Source organism: Sphingomonas sp. LHG3406-1 (genome assembly GCF_029637485.1).
GTDB lineage: Bacteria > Pseudomonadota > Alphaproteobacteria > Sphingomonadales > Sphingomonadaceae > Sphingomicrobium.
Map to the genome: position 1 here is coordinate 1,399,872 of NZ_CP069128.1, position 14,706 is coordinate 1,414,577.

General features: G+C 68.2%; 12 protein-coding genes. 3 read left to right on the forward strand and 9 right to left on the reverse strand.

Annotation, left to right across the window (positions count from 1 at the left end):
* Positions 1-1,725: an arginine--tRNA ligase gene (argS, locus tag JOY29_RS06940; RefSeq protein WP_300975496.1), complete on the reverse strand. Its 1,725-nt coding sequence runs from the start codon at positions 1,723-1,725 to the stop codon at positions 1-3.
* 105 nt (positions 1,726-1,830) lie between these two features.
* Between argS and JOY29_RS06945 the strand changes: the two genes are divergently transcribed.
* From JOY29_RS06945 to JOY29_RS06955, 3 genes are read left to right on the forward strand one after another with little or no spacing between them, the layout of a single operon-like run.
* Positions 1,831-3,201, forward strand: a complete 1,371-nt coding sequence (locus JOY29_RS06945; protein ID WP_300975447.1) for a M48 family metalloprotease — start codon at positions 1,831-1,833, stop codon at positions 3,199-3,201.
* Positions 3,198-3,914: a DsbA family protein gene (locus tag JOY29_RS06950; RefSeq protein ID WP_300975448.1), complete on the forward strand. Its 717-nt coding sequence runs from the start codon at positions 3,198-3,200 to the stop codon at positions 3,912-3,914. The genes JOY29_RS06945 and JOY29_RS06950 overlap by 4 nt, the downstream gene beginning before the upstream one ends.
* 28 nt (positions 3,915-3,942) lie before the next feature.
* Entirely contained in the window at positions 3,943-4,200 is a 258-nt protein-coding gene (locus JOY29_RS06955) for a hypothetical protein (protein ID WP_300975449.1), read from the forward strand.
* 83 nt (positions 4,201-4,283) lie between these two features.
* On the opposite strand, the gene JOY29_RS06960 is transcribed toward JOY29_RS06955, so the two are convergent.
* From JOY29_RS06960 to JOY29_RS06995, 8 genes are all read right to left on the reverse strand, one after another.
* On the reverse strand, positions 4,284-4,580 hold the full coding sequence (locus tag JOY29_RS06960) for an integration host factor subunit beta (protein WP_300975450.1): 297 nt from the start codon (positions 4,578-4,580) through the stop codon (positions 4,284-4,286).
* A 212-nt stretch (positions 4,581-4,792) separates the two neighbouring features.
* Positions 4,793-6,502 (reverse strand): 30S ribosomal protein S1, encoded by a 1,710-nt coding sequence (gene rpsA / locus JOY29_RS06965; protein WP_300975451.1) that lies wholly within the window; start codon positions 6,500-6,502, stop codon positions 4,793-4,795.
* Positions 6,503-6,760: 258 nt separating this feature from the next.
* Positions 6,761-8,629, reverse strand: coding sequence for a signal peptide peptidase SppA (gene sppA, locus JOY29_RS06970; protein ID WP_300975452.1), 1,869 nt, complete (start codon positions 8,627-8,629; stop codon positions 6,761-6,763).
* Positions 8,630-8,839: 210 nt separating this feature from the next.
* Entirely contained in the window at positions 8,840-9,175 is a 336-nt protein-coding gene (locus JOY29_RS06975; RefSeq protein ID WP_300975453.1) for a tRNA-binding protein, read from the reverse strand.
* Complete coding sequence (locus tag JOY29_RS06980) at positions 9,172-9,870, reverse strand: class I SAM-dependent methyltransferase (RefSeq protein WP_300975454.1); 699 nt, start codon at positions 9,868-9,870, stop codon at positions 9,172-9,174. The genes JOY29_RS06975 and JOY29_RS06980 overlap by 4 nt, the downstream gene beginning before the upstream one ends.
* A gap of 1 nt (position 9,871) precedes the next feature.
* On the reverse strand, positions 9,872-10,999 hold the full coding sequence (gene prfB, locus JOY29_RS06985) for a peptide chain release factor 2 (RefSeq protein ID WP_300975455.1): 1,128 nt from the start codon (positions 10,997-10,999) through the stop codon (positions 9,872-9,874).
* Between the two features lie 127 nt (positions 11,000-11,126).
* A complete protein-coding gene (locus JOY29_RS06990; protein WP_300975456.1) occupies positions 11,127-13,706 on the reverse strand; it encodes a penicillin-binding protein 1A in 2,580 nt (859 codons plus the stop codon).
* A gap of 52 nt (positions 13,707-13,758) precedes the next feature.
* Entirely contained in the window at positions 13,759-14,634 is an 876-nt protein-coding gene (locus JOY29_RS06995; RefSeq protein ID WP_300975457.1) for an N-acetylmuramoyl-L-alanine amidase, read from the reverse strand.
* Between the last annotated feature and the right edge of the window lie 72 nt (positions 14,635-14,706).

The following is a 14,706-nucleotide window of genomic DNA, read 5'->3' on the forward strand; positions in this document are numbered from 1 at the left end:
TCAGCGCATCTCCTCTGCCGCTTCTACGCCCATCAGGGTCAGTCCGTTGCGGATCACCTGCGCAATTGCGTCGGCAAGGGCGAGACGTGCGGCACTCAGCGCCGGATCGCCCTCGATCAGGAAACGCCGGCCCGGATCGTCGTTGCCGCGGTTCCACAAAGCGTGGAAGGCGGCCGCCAGTTCGTAGAGGTAAAAGGCGATGCGGTGCGGCTCGTGCGCCACCGCGGCACCCTCGACCACCCGCGGAAACTGGCTGGCGAAGCGCACCAGGCCGAGTTCCTCCGCGTCGAGCAGCGACAGGTCCGCCGCGCCGGTCGCAAGTCCGGCCTCGGCCGCCTTGCGCTTGAGGCTGGCGACGCGGGCATGGGCATATTGGACGTAGAAGACCGGATTGTCCTTCGACGCCTCGACCACGTGGGCGAAGTCGAAGTCGAGCATCGTGTCGGGGCGCTTGGTCAGCATGATGAAGCGGACCACGTCCTTGCCGACTTCCTGCACGACATCGGCGAGGGTGACGAAATTGCCCGCCCGCTTGCTCATCTTGACCGGCTCACCGGCGCGCAGCAGCTGCACCATCTGGACCAGCTTGACGTCGAGCGCGTCGCGCCCGGCCAGCGCCTCGACCGCCGCGCGGGTGCGCTTCACCGTTCCCGAATGGTCCGCGCCCCAGATGTTGATGAGGCTGTCCGACCGCTCGAGCTTCTGCAGGTGATAGGCGGCATCGACGCCGAAATAGGTCCAGCTCCCGTCCGACTTCTTCATCGGCCGGTCTTGGTCGTCGCCGAACTGGGTCGAACGGAACAGGGTCAGTTCGACCGGCTCCCAATCCTCGACCGACTTGCCCTTGGGGGCTTCCAGCACGCCTTCGTAGACGAGTCCCTTGTCGCGCAGCGCCGCCACGGCACGATCGGCCGCGCCGCTCGCCACCACCGCGGCTTCGGAGGAGAAGAGGTCGTGCTCGACCCCGAGCAGGGCAAGGTCGTGGCGGATGAGGTCCATCATCGCCGACACCGTCTTCTGCTTGAACGCCTGCAGCCACTCGGCCTCCGGCTTGCCGACCATGGCGCTGCCGAACTCGGCCGCGAGCAGGGCGCCGACCGGCTTCAGATAGTCGCCCGGGTAGAGGCCCTCCGGAATGTCGCCGATGTCCTCGCCGAGCGCCTCGCGGTAGCGCAGGTGGGCCGAGCGGGCGAGCGTGTCGACCTGGCTCCCGGCGTCGTTGACGTAATATTCCTTGGTGACCTGGAAGCCCGCCGCCGCGAGCAGCCGGGCAAGCGCGTCGCCGACGACCGCGCCGCGGCAATGGCCCATGTGCATCGGGCCGGTCGGGTTGGCCGAGACATATTCGACGTTGACGCGCTGGCCCTGGCCGATGTCGCTGAGACCGTAGCGGTCGCCCTCGGCCGCGATGCGCCGGAGCTCCTCGCGCCAGACGTTCCCGTCCAGCCGCAGGTTGATGAAGCCGGGACCGGCGACCTCGACCGCGACAACGCCCGGAATGGCCTCGAGCTTCGGCACGAGCAGGGCGGCGAGCGCGCGCGGATTGGTGCCCGCGGGCTTGCCGAGGACCATCGCGGCATTGGTCGCGAGATCGCCGTGCGAGGCGTCGCGCGGCGGCTCGACCGTGACATTGTTGCGCGGCAGGCCGGCCGGCAGGCTGCCGGCTGCGGCAAGCTCGTCGATCGCCCGGTTCACGTGAGCGGTAAAGGTCTGGAAGAGGTTCAAGCTGGCGGCAATCATATGAAATGTGTCAGGAAGAGACATGTCCTTACGCCAAGGCGGGCGCGCCAGTCACCCCCCGTTCAGCCGTTGTGCCGGAGGGGAACGTCCATGCGACGCCTAGATCCGCTCAGCCGCTGGCTGATGCTCTTTCTCGCTGCCGTCTTTGCCGCAACCCAGCCGGCCGCCGCGCAGACGATCCTGAGGGACAGCGAGACGGAGAAGCTCTTCGCCGACATGTCGAAGCCGCTGATCGAGGCGGCCCAGCTCGACCCCAAGAACGTCAAGATCGTCCTCATCAACGATCCCGAGATCAACGCCTTCGTGACCGCTGGACAGGCGGTCTATATCCATTCGGGCCTGATCACCCAGGCCGACAATGCCAATCAGGTGCAGGGCGTCATCGCCCACGAGCTTGGGCACATCGCCGGTGGCCACGCGCTGCGCGGCGCGGAAGGTGCCAAGCAGGCGACCGGTATCAGCATCCTCAGCCTCGTGCTCGGCGGTCTGGCGATGGCGGCGGGCGCGGGCGACGCGGCGATGGGCGCGATGGCGCTCGGCCAGCAGGTGGCGCTCAGCCAGTTCCTTTCCTTTACCCGCGCGCAGGAGACCAGCGCCGACCTCGCGGGCGCCGCCTATCTCGGCAGTGCCGGCATCTCCGGCCAGGGCTCGATCCAGTTCTTCAAGAAGCTGCAGAACCAGGAGTATCGGCTCGCCGTCTATGCGACCGACAGCTACAACCGCACCCATCCCCTGTCGTCCGAGCGCGTCGCCTCGCTGACCCAGCTCTACCAGAAGGACCCGGCCTGGAGCCGCCCGACCGACCCGGCGGTCGAGGCCCGGTTCCAGCGCGTGCGGGCCAAGCTGATCGGCTACATCAGCGACAAGGAAGCGGTGCTGCGCACCTATCCCAAGTCGGACACCAGCATCCCGGCCCATTATGCCCGCGCCTATGCATACCACCGCATGGGCGACCGGGATGCGGCGATCAAGGAAGCCGACGCCCTGCTCGCCACCGCGCCGCAGGACCCCTTCTATCTGGAGCTCAAGGGCCAGATCCTGCTCGAAAGCGGCCGACCGACGGAAGCGCTTGCGCCGCTGCGGGAGTCGGTGGCGCGGGCGCCGGACCAGCCGATGATCCAGGCGATGCTGGGGCATGCGCTGCTGGCAACAGAGAAGACCGACAATCTGTCCGAAGCCGAGCGGGTGCTCAAGGCGTCCATCGGGCGCGACAGCGAGCAGCCCTTCGCCTGGTATCAGCTCGGCATGATCTATTCCGCCAAGGGCGACCTTCCCCGCGCCGCGCTGGCGACGGCCGAGCGCTACAGCCTGCAGGGCGAACCGAAGCTCGCGCTCGCCAGTGCCGAGCGGGCGCTCAAGGGCATTCCGCAGGGCACCCCCGATTTCCTTCGCGCCCAGGACATTGCGATGGTATCCCGCGCGGAAGTGGAAAAGGATCGCAAGGGGCGGCGCAAGAAGTGAGCGAGGGCAAAGGGGTAAGTGGCTGGGGCGCGGCACTGGTCGGCGCCGCCGGCGGTGCGGTGGCGACGGTCCTGCTGGGGATCGGCGCAGTGCAGAGCGGATGGGCCGACCGGCTGGTCCGCCAGGCGCTGATCGACAATCCGCAGGTGCTGATCGAGACCGCCGACGCGCTGAAGGCGCAGGAGCATGAGCCGGTCCTCGCCGCCAACCGCCAGTTCCTCGAGACGCCGTTCGGCTCTTCGTGGGAGGGCGCCAGCGACGGCGACGTCACCCTGGTTGAATTCTACGATTATGCCTGCGGCTATTGCAAAGCCTCCCTTCCGGTCATCGACCGGCTGGTGAAGGAAGATCCGAAGCTCCGGGTCGTCTACCGCGAATTTCCCATCCTCGGGCCCGACAGCGAAGCGGCCGCCCGGCTCAGCCTGGCAGCGAGCAAGGCCGGCCGGCACAAGGCTTTCCACGACACGCTCTATGCCGCCGGCCGGCCGAGCCAGACGACGCTCACTCAGGCGGCGCAAGCCGTCGGGCTGCCCGCCGCCATCCCCACGAGCGCCGAGATCGACGCCGAACTCCGCCGCAACTTCCAGGTCGCGCAACAGCTCGGCGCCAGCGGCACGCCCATGTTCATTGTCGGCGACAAGGTGTTCAACGGCGCGGTCGGCTATGACTTGCTCAAGACGGCGATCGAGGAGGCCCGGGCCAAGCGGGGCTGATCCCCGGCTCGCGGCCCTGGATGGCGCCATGAACCTCGACGACCTTCTGCACCGTACCTTCGGCACCGCCGACCTGTCTGCCATCCCGCCCGATGCCCTGGAAGCCGGGACCGAGCGGCTGGCGGTAGACCTCGGGCTCGAGACCGATCGCGACCGGCGCTTCGCCCTATGGTCACTGCTCTACATATTGGGACGCGCGCCGGACCTTGACGTGGCCTTTCCGGATGCGGCGGACCGGGATGCGGCGCGCAACTTCATGAACCTGATCGCGGCCACGCAGGGCTGAGCGGCGACGTCACGAGGTGGAGGCTGTCCTGCGTGGCGCCCGACGTCGCCGCGGGACTGCGCTTGGACGCTGCGGCGGCGTAGCTATTCGGCGGTGACTTCGCCGAGGTTCAGCCGTTCGCGCATTTCCTTGCCCGGCTTGAAGTAAGGCACCTTCTTCGCGTCGACTTCGACCTGCTCGCCGGTACGCGGGTTGCGGCCGGTGCGGGCGTCGCGCTGGCGGGTCGAAAAGGCGCCGAAGCCGCGCAGCTCGACCCGGCCGCCCTTGGCGAGCTGGGCCGTGATCTCGTTGAAGATGCCGGTGACGACCACTTCGATCTCGCGCTGGGTGAGATCGGGAAAGTCGTGGCAGAGCTTCTGCACCAATTCCGAACGGATCATCGCGTCCCCGCTTGATTGCTTGACCGGCAGGCCCGCTGGACCCGCTTACGCTGTCACTCACGGGCCCCCACCCGCGAAACACAAGCTGTCAGATGTTGAACCCTACCGCAAGTGCCCGCGCACTAAGGTTAAATCCTGCTTGTCGGGAGAAGGCACGGCCCCTCCCCTGCCGTTCGGCCGTGCGGACCGAGGACAGGGGAGGAGCATGGTGCTTACTTCTTGTTGGCGCGCTCGAGAGCCGCGCCGAGGATGTCGCCGAGCGACGCACCCGAGTCGGACGAGCCGTACTGGGCGACGGCCTGCTTCTCCTCGGCGATCTGCATCGCCTTGATCGAGAAGGTCGGCTTCTTGCTGCGGTCGGTACCGGTGACCTGGGCGTCGAACTTCTGGCCGACCTGGAAACGCTCCGGACGCTGCTCGTCGCGGTCGCGGCCGAGATCCGAGCGCTTGATGAAGCCGGTCGGACCATCGTCGCCGACCTGAACGGTGAGACCACCGTCCATGACTTCGAGCACGGTAACGGTCTTGACCTCGCCCTTGCGGGTGCCGTCGCCACCGGTCGCGCCGGCGGCAACGACGCCGCCACGCTCGAGCTGCTTCATGCCGAGGCTGATGCGCTCCTTTTCGACGTCGACGTCGAGCACGACCGCCTGGACGGTCTCACCCTTGCGGTGAAGCTGCAGCGCTTCCTCGCCCGACACGCCCCAGGCGATGTCCGACATGTGGACCATGCCGTCGACGTCGCCGTCGAGACCGATAAACAGGCCGAACTCGGTGGCGTTCTTGACTTCGCCCTCGACCTGGCTGCCGACCGGATGCTTCTCGGCGAAGTCGTTCCACGGGTTGGTCTGGGCCTGCTTGAGGCCGAGGCTGATGCGGCGCTTCTCGCCGTCGACCTCGAGGACCTTGACCTCGACTTCCTGGCTGGTGCTGACGATCTTGCCCGGGTGGACGTTCTTCTTGGTCCAGCTCATCTCCGAGACGTGGACGAGGCCCTCGATGCCGGCTTCCAGCTCGACGAAGGCACCATATTCGGTGATGTTCGTCACGCGGCCCTGGAACACGCCGCCGACCGGATACTTGGCGGTGGCGCCTTCCCACGGATCGCTCTCGAGCTGCTTCATGCCGAGGCTGATGCGCTGGGTGTCGCGGTTGATGCGGATGATCTGCACCTTCACGCTGCCACCGATCTCGAGCACCTCGCTCGGGTGGTTGACGCGCTTGTAGCTGATGTCGGTAACGTGCAGCAGGCCGTCGATGCCGCCGAGGTCGACGAAGGCACCATAATCGGTGATGTTCTTGACCACGCCGTCGATGACCTGACCCTCGGCCAGGCTCTGGATGAGGCCCGAACGCTGCTCGGCGCGGGTCTCTTCGAGGATGGCCCGACGCGACACGACGATGTTGCCGCGGCGACGATCCATCTTGAGGATCTGGAACGGCTGCGGGAGATCCATCAGCGGCTGGACGTCGCGGACCGGACGAATGTCCACCTGCGAACCCGGAAGGAAGGCGACGGCGCCGCCGAGGTCGACAGTGAAGCCGCCCTTGACGCGGCCGAAGATGACACCCTCGACGCGCTTCTCGGCAGCGAACTCGCCCTCGAGCTTGTCCCAGGCGGCTTCGCGGCGGGCGCGGTCGCGGCTGAGCATCGCTTCGCCCTGCGAATTCTCGACGCGATCAACGAACACTTCGACCTGGTCGCCGACCTTCAGCTCGGCCTTCTGGCCGGGGGCAGCGAACTCGCGCAGCGGAACGCGGCCCTCGCTCTTGAGGCCGACGTCGATCACCGCGAGGTCGTTTTCGATTCCAGTGACGGTGCCGATGACGACGCGGCCCTCGAAGGCCTCGTTCTCGCCGCCGAGGCTCTCGTTGAGGAGCGCGGCGAAATCGTCACGGGTGGGATTGGCAACAGTGGCCATAAAGTCAGGCAGTCCTTCTCGTGCTCGGTCAAGTTTGCCGCCAGCCTTCCCGTGTCGGGCAGGCTTTCCATCAGGCGGACCTGGCAAGCGTTGGATTATAACCGTGCCGCCGCCCCATGCGGAGGACACGGGCCTGCCGGGCAAAGTGCCGGGCGCCGCTCGGACCGAGTGCCTGCCTGGTGAAGGACGGTGCAGCTTGACGGGCGACGTCCGGGCGAAGCTCTGCCCGAAAGACGCCGCGCCCTTAGCGCAAGTGCCTCAGGAGAGCAAGGTAAGCAGGCGTGCGAACCAGCCGGACGGAGGGGCCGCGACTACGGGCGCGCTTTCGACCGGACCGCAGGCAAGGCAGCGGGCCTGGATGGTCGGGCCGGAGACGAGCAGCTCGACCTCGCGCAGGGCGGCGAGCGCGAGCATGTCCGGGCGGGCGCGCAGGCTGGCGAAGGGATCGTCCTCCTCGGCGCTGTCCTCATCGTCGCGGAGCAGCCCGGCGAGTTCCGAACGCCAGCTCTTCTTGCGCTCAAGATAGGTGACGCCGCGATTGTCCTGATCGAGCTTGGCCAGCTCGGCCGCCTTAGCGATCGCCTCCTCCATGCCGCCGAACTGGTCGACGAGCCCGACCTGCCGCGCCTGCCCGCCCGACCACACCCGGCCCTGACCGATGGCGTCCACCTGCTGCGGGGTCTTCCTGCGCGCTTCGGCGACGATACCGAGAAACTTGCCGTAGATGCTCTCGACGCCGAGCTGGATCAGCTCGCTCGCCTGCGGGCTCGGCCCGTTGAGGAGGTCGGGCTCGCCGGACAGCGGCGTGGTCTTCACGCCGTCGGCTGCGATGCCGAGCTTCTGGAGCGAGCCCTGGAAGCTCGGAAGGATGCCGAACACGCCGATCGAGCCGGTGATGGTCGAGGGCTCCGCGACGATATGGTTGGCGGCGGTGGCGACCCAGTAGCCGCCGCTGGCCGCCACGTTGCCCATCGAGGCGACGACGGGGATGTTCTTCTTGCGAGCGGCGAGCAGCGCCTGGCGAATGCGCTCCGACGCGAGCGCCGAGCCACCGGGCGAGTCGATGCGGACGACCAGCGCCTTGATGCGCTCGTCGCGAAGGCCCTTCTCGATCGACTCCGCGATACTGTCGCCGCCCGCAGTACCGAGCGGCGCGCGGCCATCGACGATGTTGCCGGCGACTGTCACCACCCCGATCGGCCCGCCCTCCTTCATCGCCGGGCGGACTTCGGCGGCGATGTAGCGATCAAGACGGATGCGCTTGAAGCCGGCGGGCGACCTGTCGTCGGCACCGCCAAGTTCGGCGAGACGGGCCTGGAAGGCCTGGCGCTCGCCGACCTTGTCGACCAGCCTGGCGGCCTGGGCAGCGGCGGCGAAGTCTCCGCGGGCGGAGCGGACCAGCGCCGCGGGATTGGTGAGCGCGGCATTGATGTTCGCCTGTGGACGCGCCTTCACGACGTCGTCGCGCCAGGTCTCGAACAGGGATGAAGCGAGCCCCTGCGCATTCTGACGTGCCTCGGGGCTCATGTCGGAACGGGTGAAGGGCTCGACCGCGCTCTTGTAGGTGCCGACCCGGTAGACGTTGGCGGTCACTCCGAGCTTCTCCAGCAGGCCGGCGAAATAAAGGTTGTTACCGCCGGGGCCGGACAGTTGGACCACCCCCATCGGGTTGAGCCAGATTTCCCCGGCATGGGCGGCGAGCTGATAGCCGTCGTCGCTGTAGCCGGTCGCATAGGCGAGGACCGGCTTGCCGCTGCGCTTCACCGCATCGAGCGCCTCGCCGAGGTCGGCGATGACGGTCTGTCCGGCGGAGAAACCGTCGAGGTCGAGCGCAACCGCCTTGACCCGTTCGTCATCCCTGGCCTTGAGCAGCGCCGCGCGGACGTCGCGCAGGGCATGCTGGGTCGGGACGGACCCGCCGCCCGCCAGCGCGAAGGCGTCCTGCTCGGCCGGCTGCTCGACCACGCCGGCACGCAGGTTGAGGTGGAGCACGCCCTCGGCCACCGTCGGGGCCGGCCGGGCCGACAGCAGGGCGTAGAGGCCCGCGAAGAAGAGGATCATGAACAGGAGGACGAGCGCGTCCTTGATCCCGACCAGCAGGTTCCAGATCGCCTTCAGCACGCGCATGTTCGTCTCGACCCCGCTTCGTTGCGGTGGTGAGATAGTGGGCCGGAGGGCAGAGGGGAAGCGGCACGCCGTTCACCGCCCCACATGAAGGAGCCGGCGCGGAAGACGCGTGAGGTACCTTCGTCGCAGGCGTTTCCAGAAGAAGTAGGCGGCAGCCATCCGCCATCCGCAGCGCGTAGGCCACCTCCCCCTTCACGGGGGAGCGAGCCGTCAGTGCATCCGCGCGCCGTTCGGCACGTCGTGATCAGGCGACAGCAGGGAGATCCGCCCCTGCGCGTCGCTCACTCCGAGCACCAGCACCTCGCTCATGAACGGCCCGATCTGGCGCGGGGCGAAATTGGTGACGGCGACGACCTGCCGGCCGACCAGCTCCTCCGGCGCGTAGAGGGTGGTGATCTGGGCGGAACTCCGCCGGGTGCCGATGGCGGGGCCGAAGTCGATGGTCAGCTTGATGGCGGGCTCTCGCGCTTCCGGGAAAGGCTCCGCGGCGATGATGGTGCCGGCGTGGATCTCGACCTTGAGGAAGTCGTCGAAGGGGATGGTCATGCGGGATCGCGGCAGGGCTTGATCGCCGCTGGCGCCGGCCGCGCCGTGGCGGCTCGAAAGGCAGCGAAATAGCTGTCGCTGCCCGACAGGCGCTCGAACCGCTCGAGGCTGAGGCCAAGCGCGGCAAGCTCGCACTTGAGGCGGGCGGGCGGGATGCCGTGCCGCTTCACCGGCCGATCGGCGTCGACCACGATCACTTCGCCGCCGGGCTTCAACCCGCCCGCAAGATGCCAGAGGAAGGCGTAAGGGTCGGTGACTTCGTGATACATGTGGACGAGGAAGATGCGGTCGAAGCTCGACGGCGGAAGCTTGGGGTCGGACGGCTCGCCGAGCCGGACGGTGATGTTGTCGAGCCCCTCGCGCTGGACTCGTTCGGCGAGGCGGTCGCGCACCTCCGGCACGATGTCCTGCGCCAGCACCCGGCCGCGCGGACCGACCAGCGGCGACAGACGGACGGTGTAGTAACCCTCGCCCGCCCCGATGTCGGCGACCGACATGCCGGGGCGCACGTCGGCCGACGCGACTACCGCCTCGAACTCGCCCACGCGGTCGCGGACGTCCTCGGTCGAAAAGGCGTCGGACACGATCGGCGCGACGTCGCGCCCGGCGGCAGGGAAGGTGCTGGCGGAGTCGGAGTCGGCGCGGCAGGCAGCCAGCAGCAACAGACCCAATGACAGGCTTCCGCCGCGGAGCATCCTAGTCCACATCCTCCACTTCGACCTGCTCGCCGGTCACGCGCTGGCTGAGCGCTGCGGCCATGAAGCGGTCGAGGTCGCCGTCGAGGACGTCGCCGGGCGCCGTCGAGGTGACGCCGGTGCGCAGGTCCTTTACCAGTTGATAGGGCTGGAGGACATAGGAGCGGATCTGGTGGCCCCAGCCGATGTCGGTCTTGGCCGCCTCGGTCTTGTTGGCTTCCGCCTCGCGGCGCTGCAGCTCGGCCTCGTAGAGCCGGGCCTTGAGCTGCTTCATCGCCTCGGCCTTGTTCTTGTGCTGCGAGCGCTGGTTCTGGCACTGGACGACGATGTTGGTCGGCAGGTGGGTGATGCGCACCGCGCTGTCGGTGGTGTTGACGTGCTGCCCACCGGCGCCCGACGCCCGGTAGGTATCGATCTTGAGCTCGCTCTCATTGATCTCGATGTCGATGTCGTCGTCCACCTCGGGATAGACCCAGACGGAGGCGAAGCTGGTGTGGCGGCGCGCCGAGCTGTCGTAGGGACTGATCCGGACCAGGCGGTGGACGCCGCTTTCCACCTTGAGATTGCCATAGGCATTCTCGCCCTTGATCAGCAGCGTGGCGGACTTGATCCCCGCCTGCTCGCCCGAGTGGAAGTCGACCAGTTCGACCTTCATGCCGTGGCGCTCGGCCCAGCGCGTGTACATGCGCTGGAGCATGCCGGCCCAGTCCTGGCTCTCGGTGCCGCCAGCGCCGCTGTTGACCTCGACATAGCTGTTGTTGCCGTCCGCCTCGCCCGCGAGAAGGGCGGCGACCTTGTCGCGCTCGGCACGGCTGGCGAGGTCGGCCAGGGCAGTGACCCCGTCGTCGACGAGGCTGTCGTCGCCCTCGGCCTCGGCCATCTCGATCAGCTCGACCGTGTCGGTCAGTTCGGTCTCGATCTTGCGGGTGGCGGTGATCGCCTCTTCCAGCCGCCGGCGCTCGCGCATGACTTCCTGCGCGGCCTTCGGATCGTTCCACAGCGAGGGATCCTCGACCTTCTGGTTGAGCTCGTCGAGGCGCCTCAGCGCGCGATCCCAGTCGAGGAAGCGGCGCAGCAGGGCGGTGGCGGCATTGACCTGGTCGATATGGGCCTGCGCTTCGGCGCGCATCGGTACGTCCTCTAAAGATCGTCACCCTGAACTTGTTTCAGGGTCCATGTCGTCACAGGCGCAAAGGCTCGTGCGGAAGGATGGATGCTGAAACACGTTCAGCATGACGCTGATTGCTGGGTGGCAGTTAGTAGATTCCGCCCTGCCTTGCCAAGAAGTCGTCGGCGGGCTGGCTCGGTTGGGCAGGACGGGCGGCTTCGGCCGGAGCCTTGCGGGCCGGACGCCGCGGCGCCGAGGGGCGCGGGGCAGCGGCGGCGAGCGAGGCTTCTTCGTCGCCCCGGCGATAGGTGCGGCGCGGCTCCGTTTCCGGCTTGAATGCTTCCCAGATGACCGCCGACTTGGGATCCTCGCGGACCGGGAAGGTCCCGAACACCCGCCGCCCGCTGACCCGGTCGATGCGCACCATGCGGATGTCCTTGGGCGCGACGAACGGGCTTGGCGGCACGTCCTTGAAGGCGGCCTGCGCCCATTGCTTGAAGATGGGAGCGGCAATGCGTCCGCCCTGCGCCGCGCCGCCCAGCGAGCGCGGCTGGTCATAGCCAAGATAGGTTCCGGCGACGACATCCTGGCTGCCGCCGACGAACCACACGTTGGTCGGACCGGAGGTGGTACCGGTCTTGCCGAACAGCGGACGGCCCAAGTCGCGAAGAACGGTCGCGGTGCCGCGTTCGACCACGCCGGTCAGGATATGGACCATCTGGAAGGCAGCCTGAGCATCGAGCAACTGTCGGCTGCGGCTCGGCGGGCGGGGCATGGCGCCGCCATCCCAGTCGGGCGCGTTGCAGCGGCCATCCATCACCGCGCAGCGATTGTCGGTACGGTAGATGACCTTGCCGTCGCGGTCCTGGACGAAGTCGATCAGGGTCGGGCTGACCGCCCGGCCATGGTTCGCCAGGATCGCGTAGGCAGTGGTAAGCTTCAGAACCGTGGTGTCGCCGGCGCCAAGCGCGATCGAAAGATAGTTCGGATAGTCGCCCACGCCCAGCCGCTTGGCGGTGTCGGTGATCCGCGCCATGCCGGTCTGCGAAGCGGCACGCACCGTCATCAGGTTGCGCGACTGTTCCACGCCCCAGCGCATGGTCTTGGCGCCGGCATAGTCGCCGTCGAAGTTGCGGAAGCATTTGTTGCCGAGCCCGGCGCCCTGCCAGACGCAGAAGGGCGCGTCGTCGATCAGGGTCGCGGGGGTCATGCCGTTGGCGAGCGCGGCATAATAGACGATCGGCTTGAAGGTGGAGCCGGGCTGCCGCTGGGCCTGGGTCGCGCGATTGTAGCTGGCGCCGATGCTGTCGAACCCGCCCTGCATGGCGAGCACGCGGCCGGTCCGCACTTCCTGCGCGACGAAGCCGCCCCCGATCTCAGGGATGGAACGGATCGCATAAGTGTCGCCCGCCACCGCCTTGACGATGACGATCATGCCTACCTTGAGGTTGGAGAAGGCGGTTCCGCCTCCGCCCCGCCGAGGCATCTGGGCATTTCCGGCTGGCAGCGTGCCGGTCGAGCCATCGCTGAAGCCGAGGCGGGCGCTTGCCGGGCTCTTGTCCAGCACGACCGCCTTGCGCCAGTCGGGGAAGCCGGTGCCGACCGCCGCCCGGTCGAGCTGGCCACGCCAATCACCGCCGACGTCGATGTTGAGGCCGGTATCGCGCCAGCCGCGGCCGCCGTCGAACTTGGCCAGTCCCTCGCGCAGCGCTTCGGCGGCGGCGTCCTGCATGACGGGGTTCATCGACGTGCGGACCCACAGGCCGCCGGCATAGACGCTGTTGGTGCCGTCGCCGGCATCCTCGCCGTAGCGCTTCAGCAGCTCGCGGCGGACTTCCTCCGTGAAATAGCCGCCGACTTCACGGAACTTGGCGTTAGAGCCGAGGCGGATGGTGCCGAGCGGCGCGGCGCCCGCGGTCGCGGCCTGGGCCTGGGTGACGTAGCCGTTGTTGACCATCTCGCGCAGCACATAGTTGCGGCGGTCAAGCGCGCGCTGGGTCTGGCGGACGGGGTCGTAGTTGCTCGGCGCCTTGGGGAGGATCGCGAGATAGGCGGCCTCGGGCAGGGTCAGGTCGGCGACGTCCTTGTCGTAATAGGCCCGTGCCGCCGCCTGCACGCCATAGGCGTTCCGGCCGAGAAAGATCTGGTTGAGGTAGAGCTCGAGGATCTGCTCCTTGGTCAGCGTATTCTCGAGCCGGAAGGCAAGGATCGCTTCCCGGATCTTGCGGCTGACGGCATATTCGTCGTCCTGCAGAAGCGCCTTGGCGACCTGCTGGGTGATGGTCGAGCCGCCGCGGGCACGGGCCCCGCCGGTGGCCGACTTGACCGCGAAGTCGCCAACCGCGCCGACCAGGCCGGGATAGTCGATTCCGCCATGGCTGAAGAAGGTCTTGTCCTCGGCCGACAGGAAGGCCTGGATGACCATCGGCGGATATTCGTCGTAGCTGAGCTCGACCCGCCGCTCGCGGGCAAAGGTGCCGACCGGCTGGCCGTCGACGCCGCGAATATTGCTGGGCAGCGGCGGTTGGTAGGCGAGCAGCTTCTCGCTCGACGGCAGGCCGGCGGCGAAGAACAGCCAGACAAGCACGAACAGGAAATAGCCGCCGAGCGCCGTCCAGCCGGCGAGGCGAAGCAGTCGGCTCCGGCTCCAGGCGGCGCGAAGGCGGTCCGCGGCCCGGTAGTGACGATCGAGCCAGCCGGACGGCATGGGGGTCGCAACGGCGTCCATCGGCTCGCCTCTACAAGCTTGGAACAGCGGGGGAAAGGAGGTTCGCGCGTCGTCAGCGCCGAGTTGCGGCCTGTGCCTCGATCGCGCGGGCGAGTGCCTCCACCATGCGGCGACGCTGGATGGGGTCGAGGAGCATCGCCTCGTCCGCCGCATTGCTGAGATAGCCCGCCTCGAACAGCACGGCCGGGGCGTCCGATCGGCGGAGAACGCGGAAGGCGGCGAATCGGTGCGGCTCGGGTCGCAGCGGCACCGATCCCTCGGCGGCCCTGATCACCCGGATGGCAAAGTCGGCGGACGCCGCCATTTCGTCGCGGGCAGCAAGGTCCGACAGCAGTGCCCGCACCGAGCCGTCGCGTTCGGTGGCGACCGCTCCCTCGCCATTCTCGCGCGCGGCGAGCATGGCGGCGTCGGCGTCGCTGGCGACTTCGGACAGGGAGTAAGCGGTGGCGCCCCGAGCGCCCGGGTTGGGCGCACTGTCGGCGTGGATGGCGAGGAACAGGTTGGCGCCGAGCCGGCGGGCGATCGCCGCGCGATCGTCGAGCGTCAGGGTCCCGTCGCCGTCGCGAGTAAGCGCGATCCGCACCCGTCCCCGCCGAGCGAGTTCGTCACGAAGCTCACGCGCGATGAGCAGGGTGACGTCCTTCTCGACACTCCGGCCGCTCGCGCCTGGAGCGCCGGGGTCACGGCCGCCATGGCCGGGATCGATCACGATCAGCGGGCGGCCGGGCACCTTCGCCTCGACGATGCGCACGGCGGCGACGGCGGGGGCGAGCGACAGGCTGAGGCCCCCTTCCCGAGCTTCGCCCGCGACCGCGGTTTGCAGCGTGCCGCCTTCCCGCCCCCGAACGACCCACAGCGCGGCCGCCCCGGCGAGCAGAAGCCCGCCAAGCCCGATCAGTGCCAGTCTGAGCGCCGTTCGCCTGGTCATCCGAAACGACCCTAGCGTGCCGTTGCCTGCCGGCAAGGAGGCTGCTACGAAGATACCCGTCCGCCCGAATTT

Bases quoted from the DNA above. Each gene is read 5' to 3' on its own strand.
- JOY29_RS06945 (WP_300975447.1), top strand. From the start codon at position 1,831: ATGCGACGCCTAGATCCGCTCAGCCGCTGGCTGATGCTCTTTCTCGCT.
- JOY29_RS06955 (WP_300975449.1), top strand. From the start codon at position 3,943: ATGAACCTCGACGACCTTCTGCACCGTACCTTCGGCACCGCCGACCTG.
- JOY29_RS06960 (WP_300975450.1), bottom strand. From the start codon at position 4,580: ATGATCCGTTCGGAATTGGTGCAGAAGCTCTGCCACGACTTTCCCGAT.
- rpsA (WP_300975451.1), bottom strand. From the start codon at position 6,502: ATGGCCACTGTTGCCAATCCCACCCGTGACGATTTCGCCGCGCTCCTC.
- sppA (WP_300975452.1), bottom strand. From the start codon at position 8,629: ATGCGCGTGCTGAAGGCGATCTGGAACCTGCTGGTCGGGATCAAGGAC.
- JOY29_RS06975 (WP_300975453.1), bottom strand. From the start codon at position 9,175: ATGACCATCCCCTTCGACGACTTCCTCAAGGTCGAGATCCACGCCGGC.
- JOY29_RS06980 (WP_300975454.1), bottom strand. From the start codon at position 9,870: ATGCTCCGCGGCGGAAGCCTGTCATTGGGTCTGTTGCTGCTGGCTGCC.
- prfB (WP_300975455.1), bottom strand. From the start codon at position 10,999: ATGCGCGCCGAAGCGCAGGCCCATATCGACCAGGTCAATGCCGCCACC.
- JOY29_RS06990 (WP_300975456.1), bottom strand. From the start codon at position 13,706: ATGGACGCCGTTGCGACCCCCATGCCGTCCGGCTGGCTCGATCGTCAC.
- JOY29_RS06995 (WP_300975457.1), bottom strand. From the start codon at position 14,634: ATGACCAGGCGAACGGCGCTCAGACTGGCACTGATCGGGCTTGGCGGG.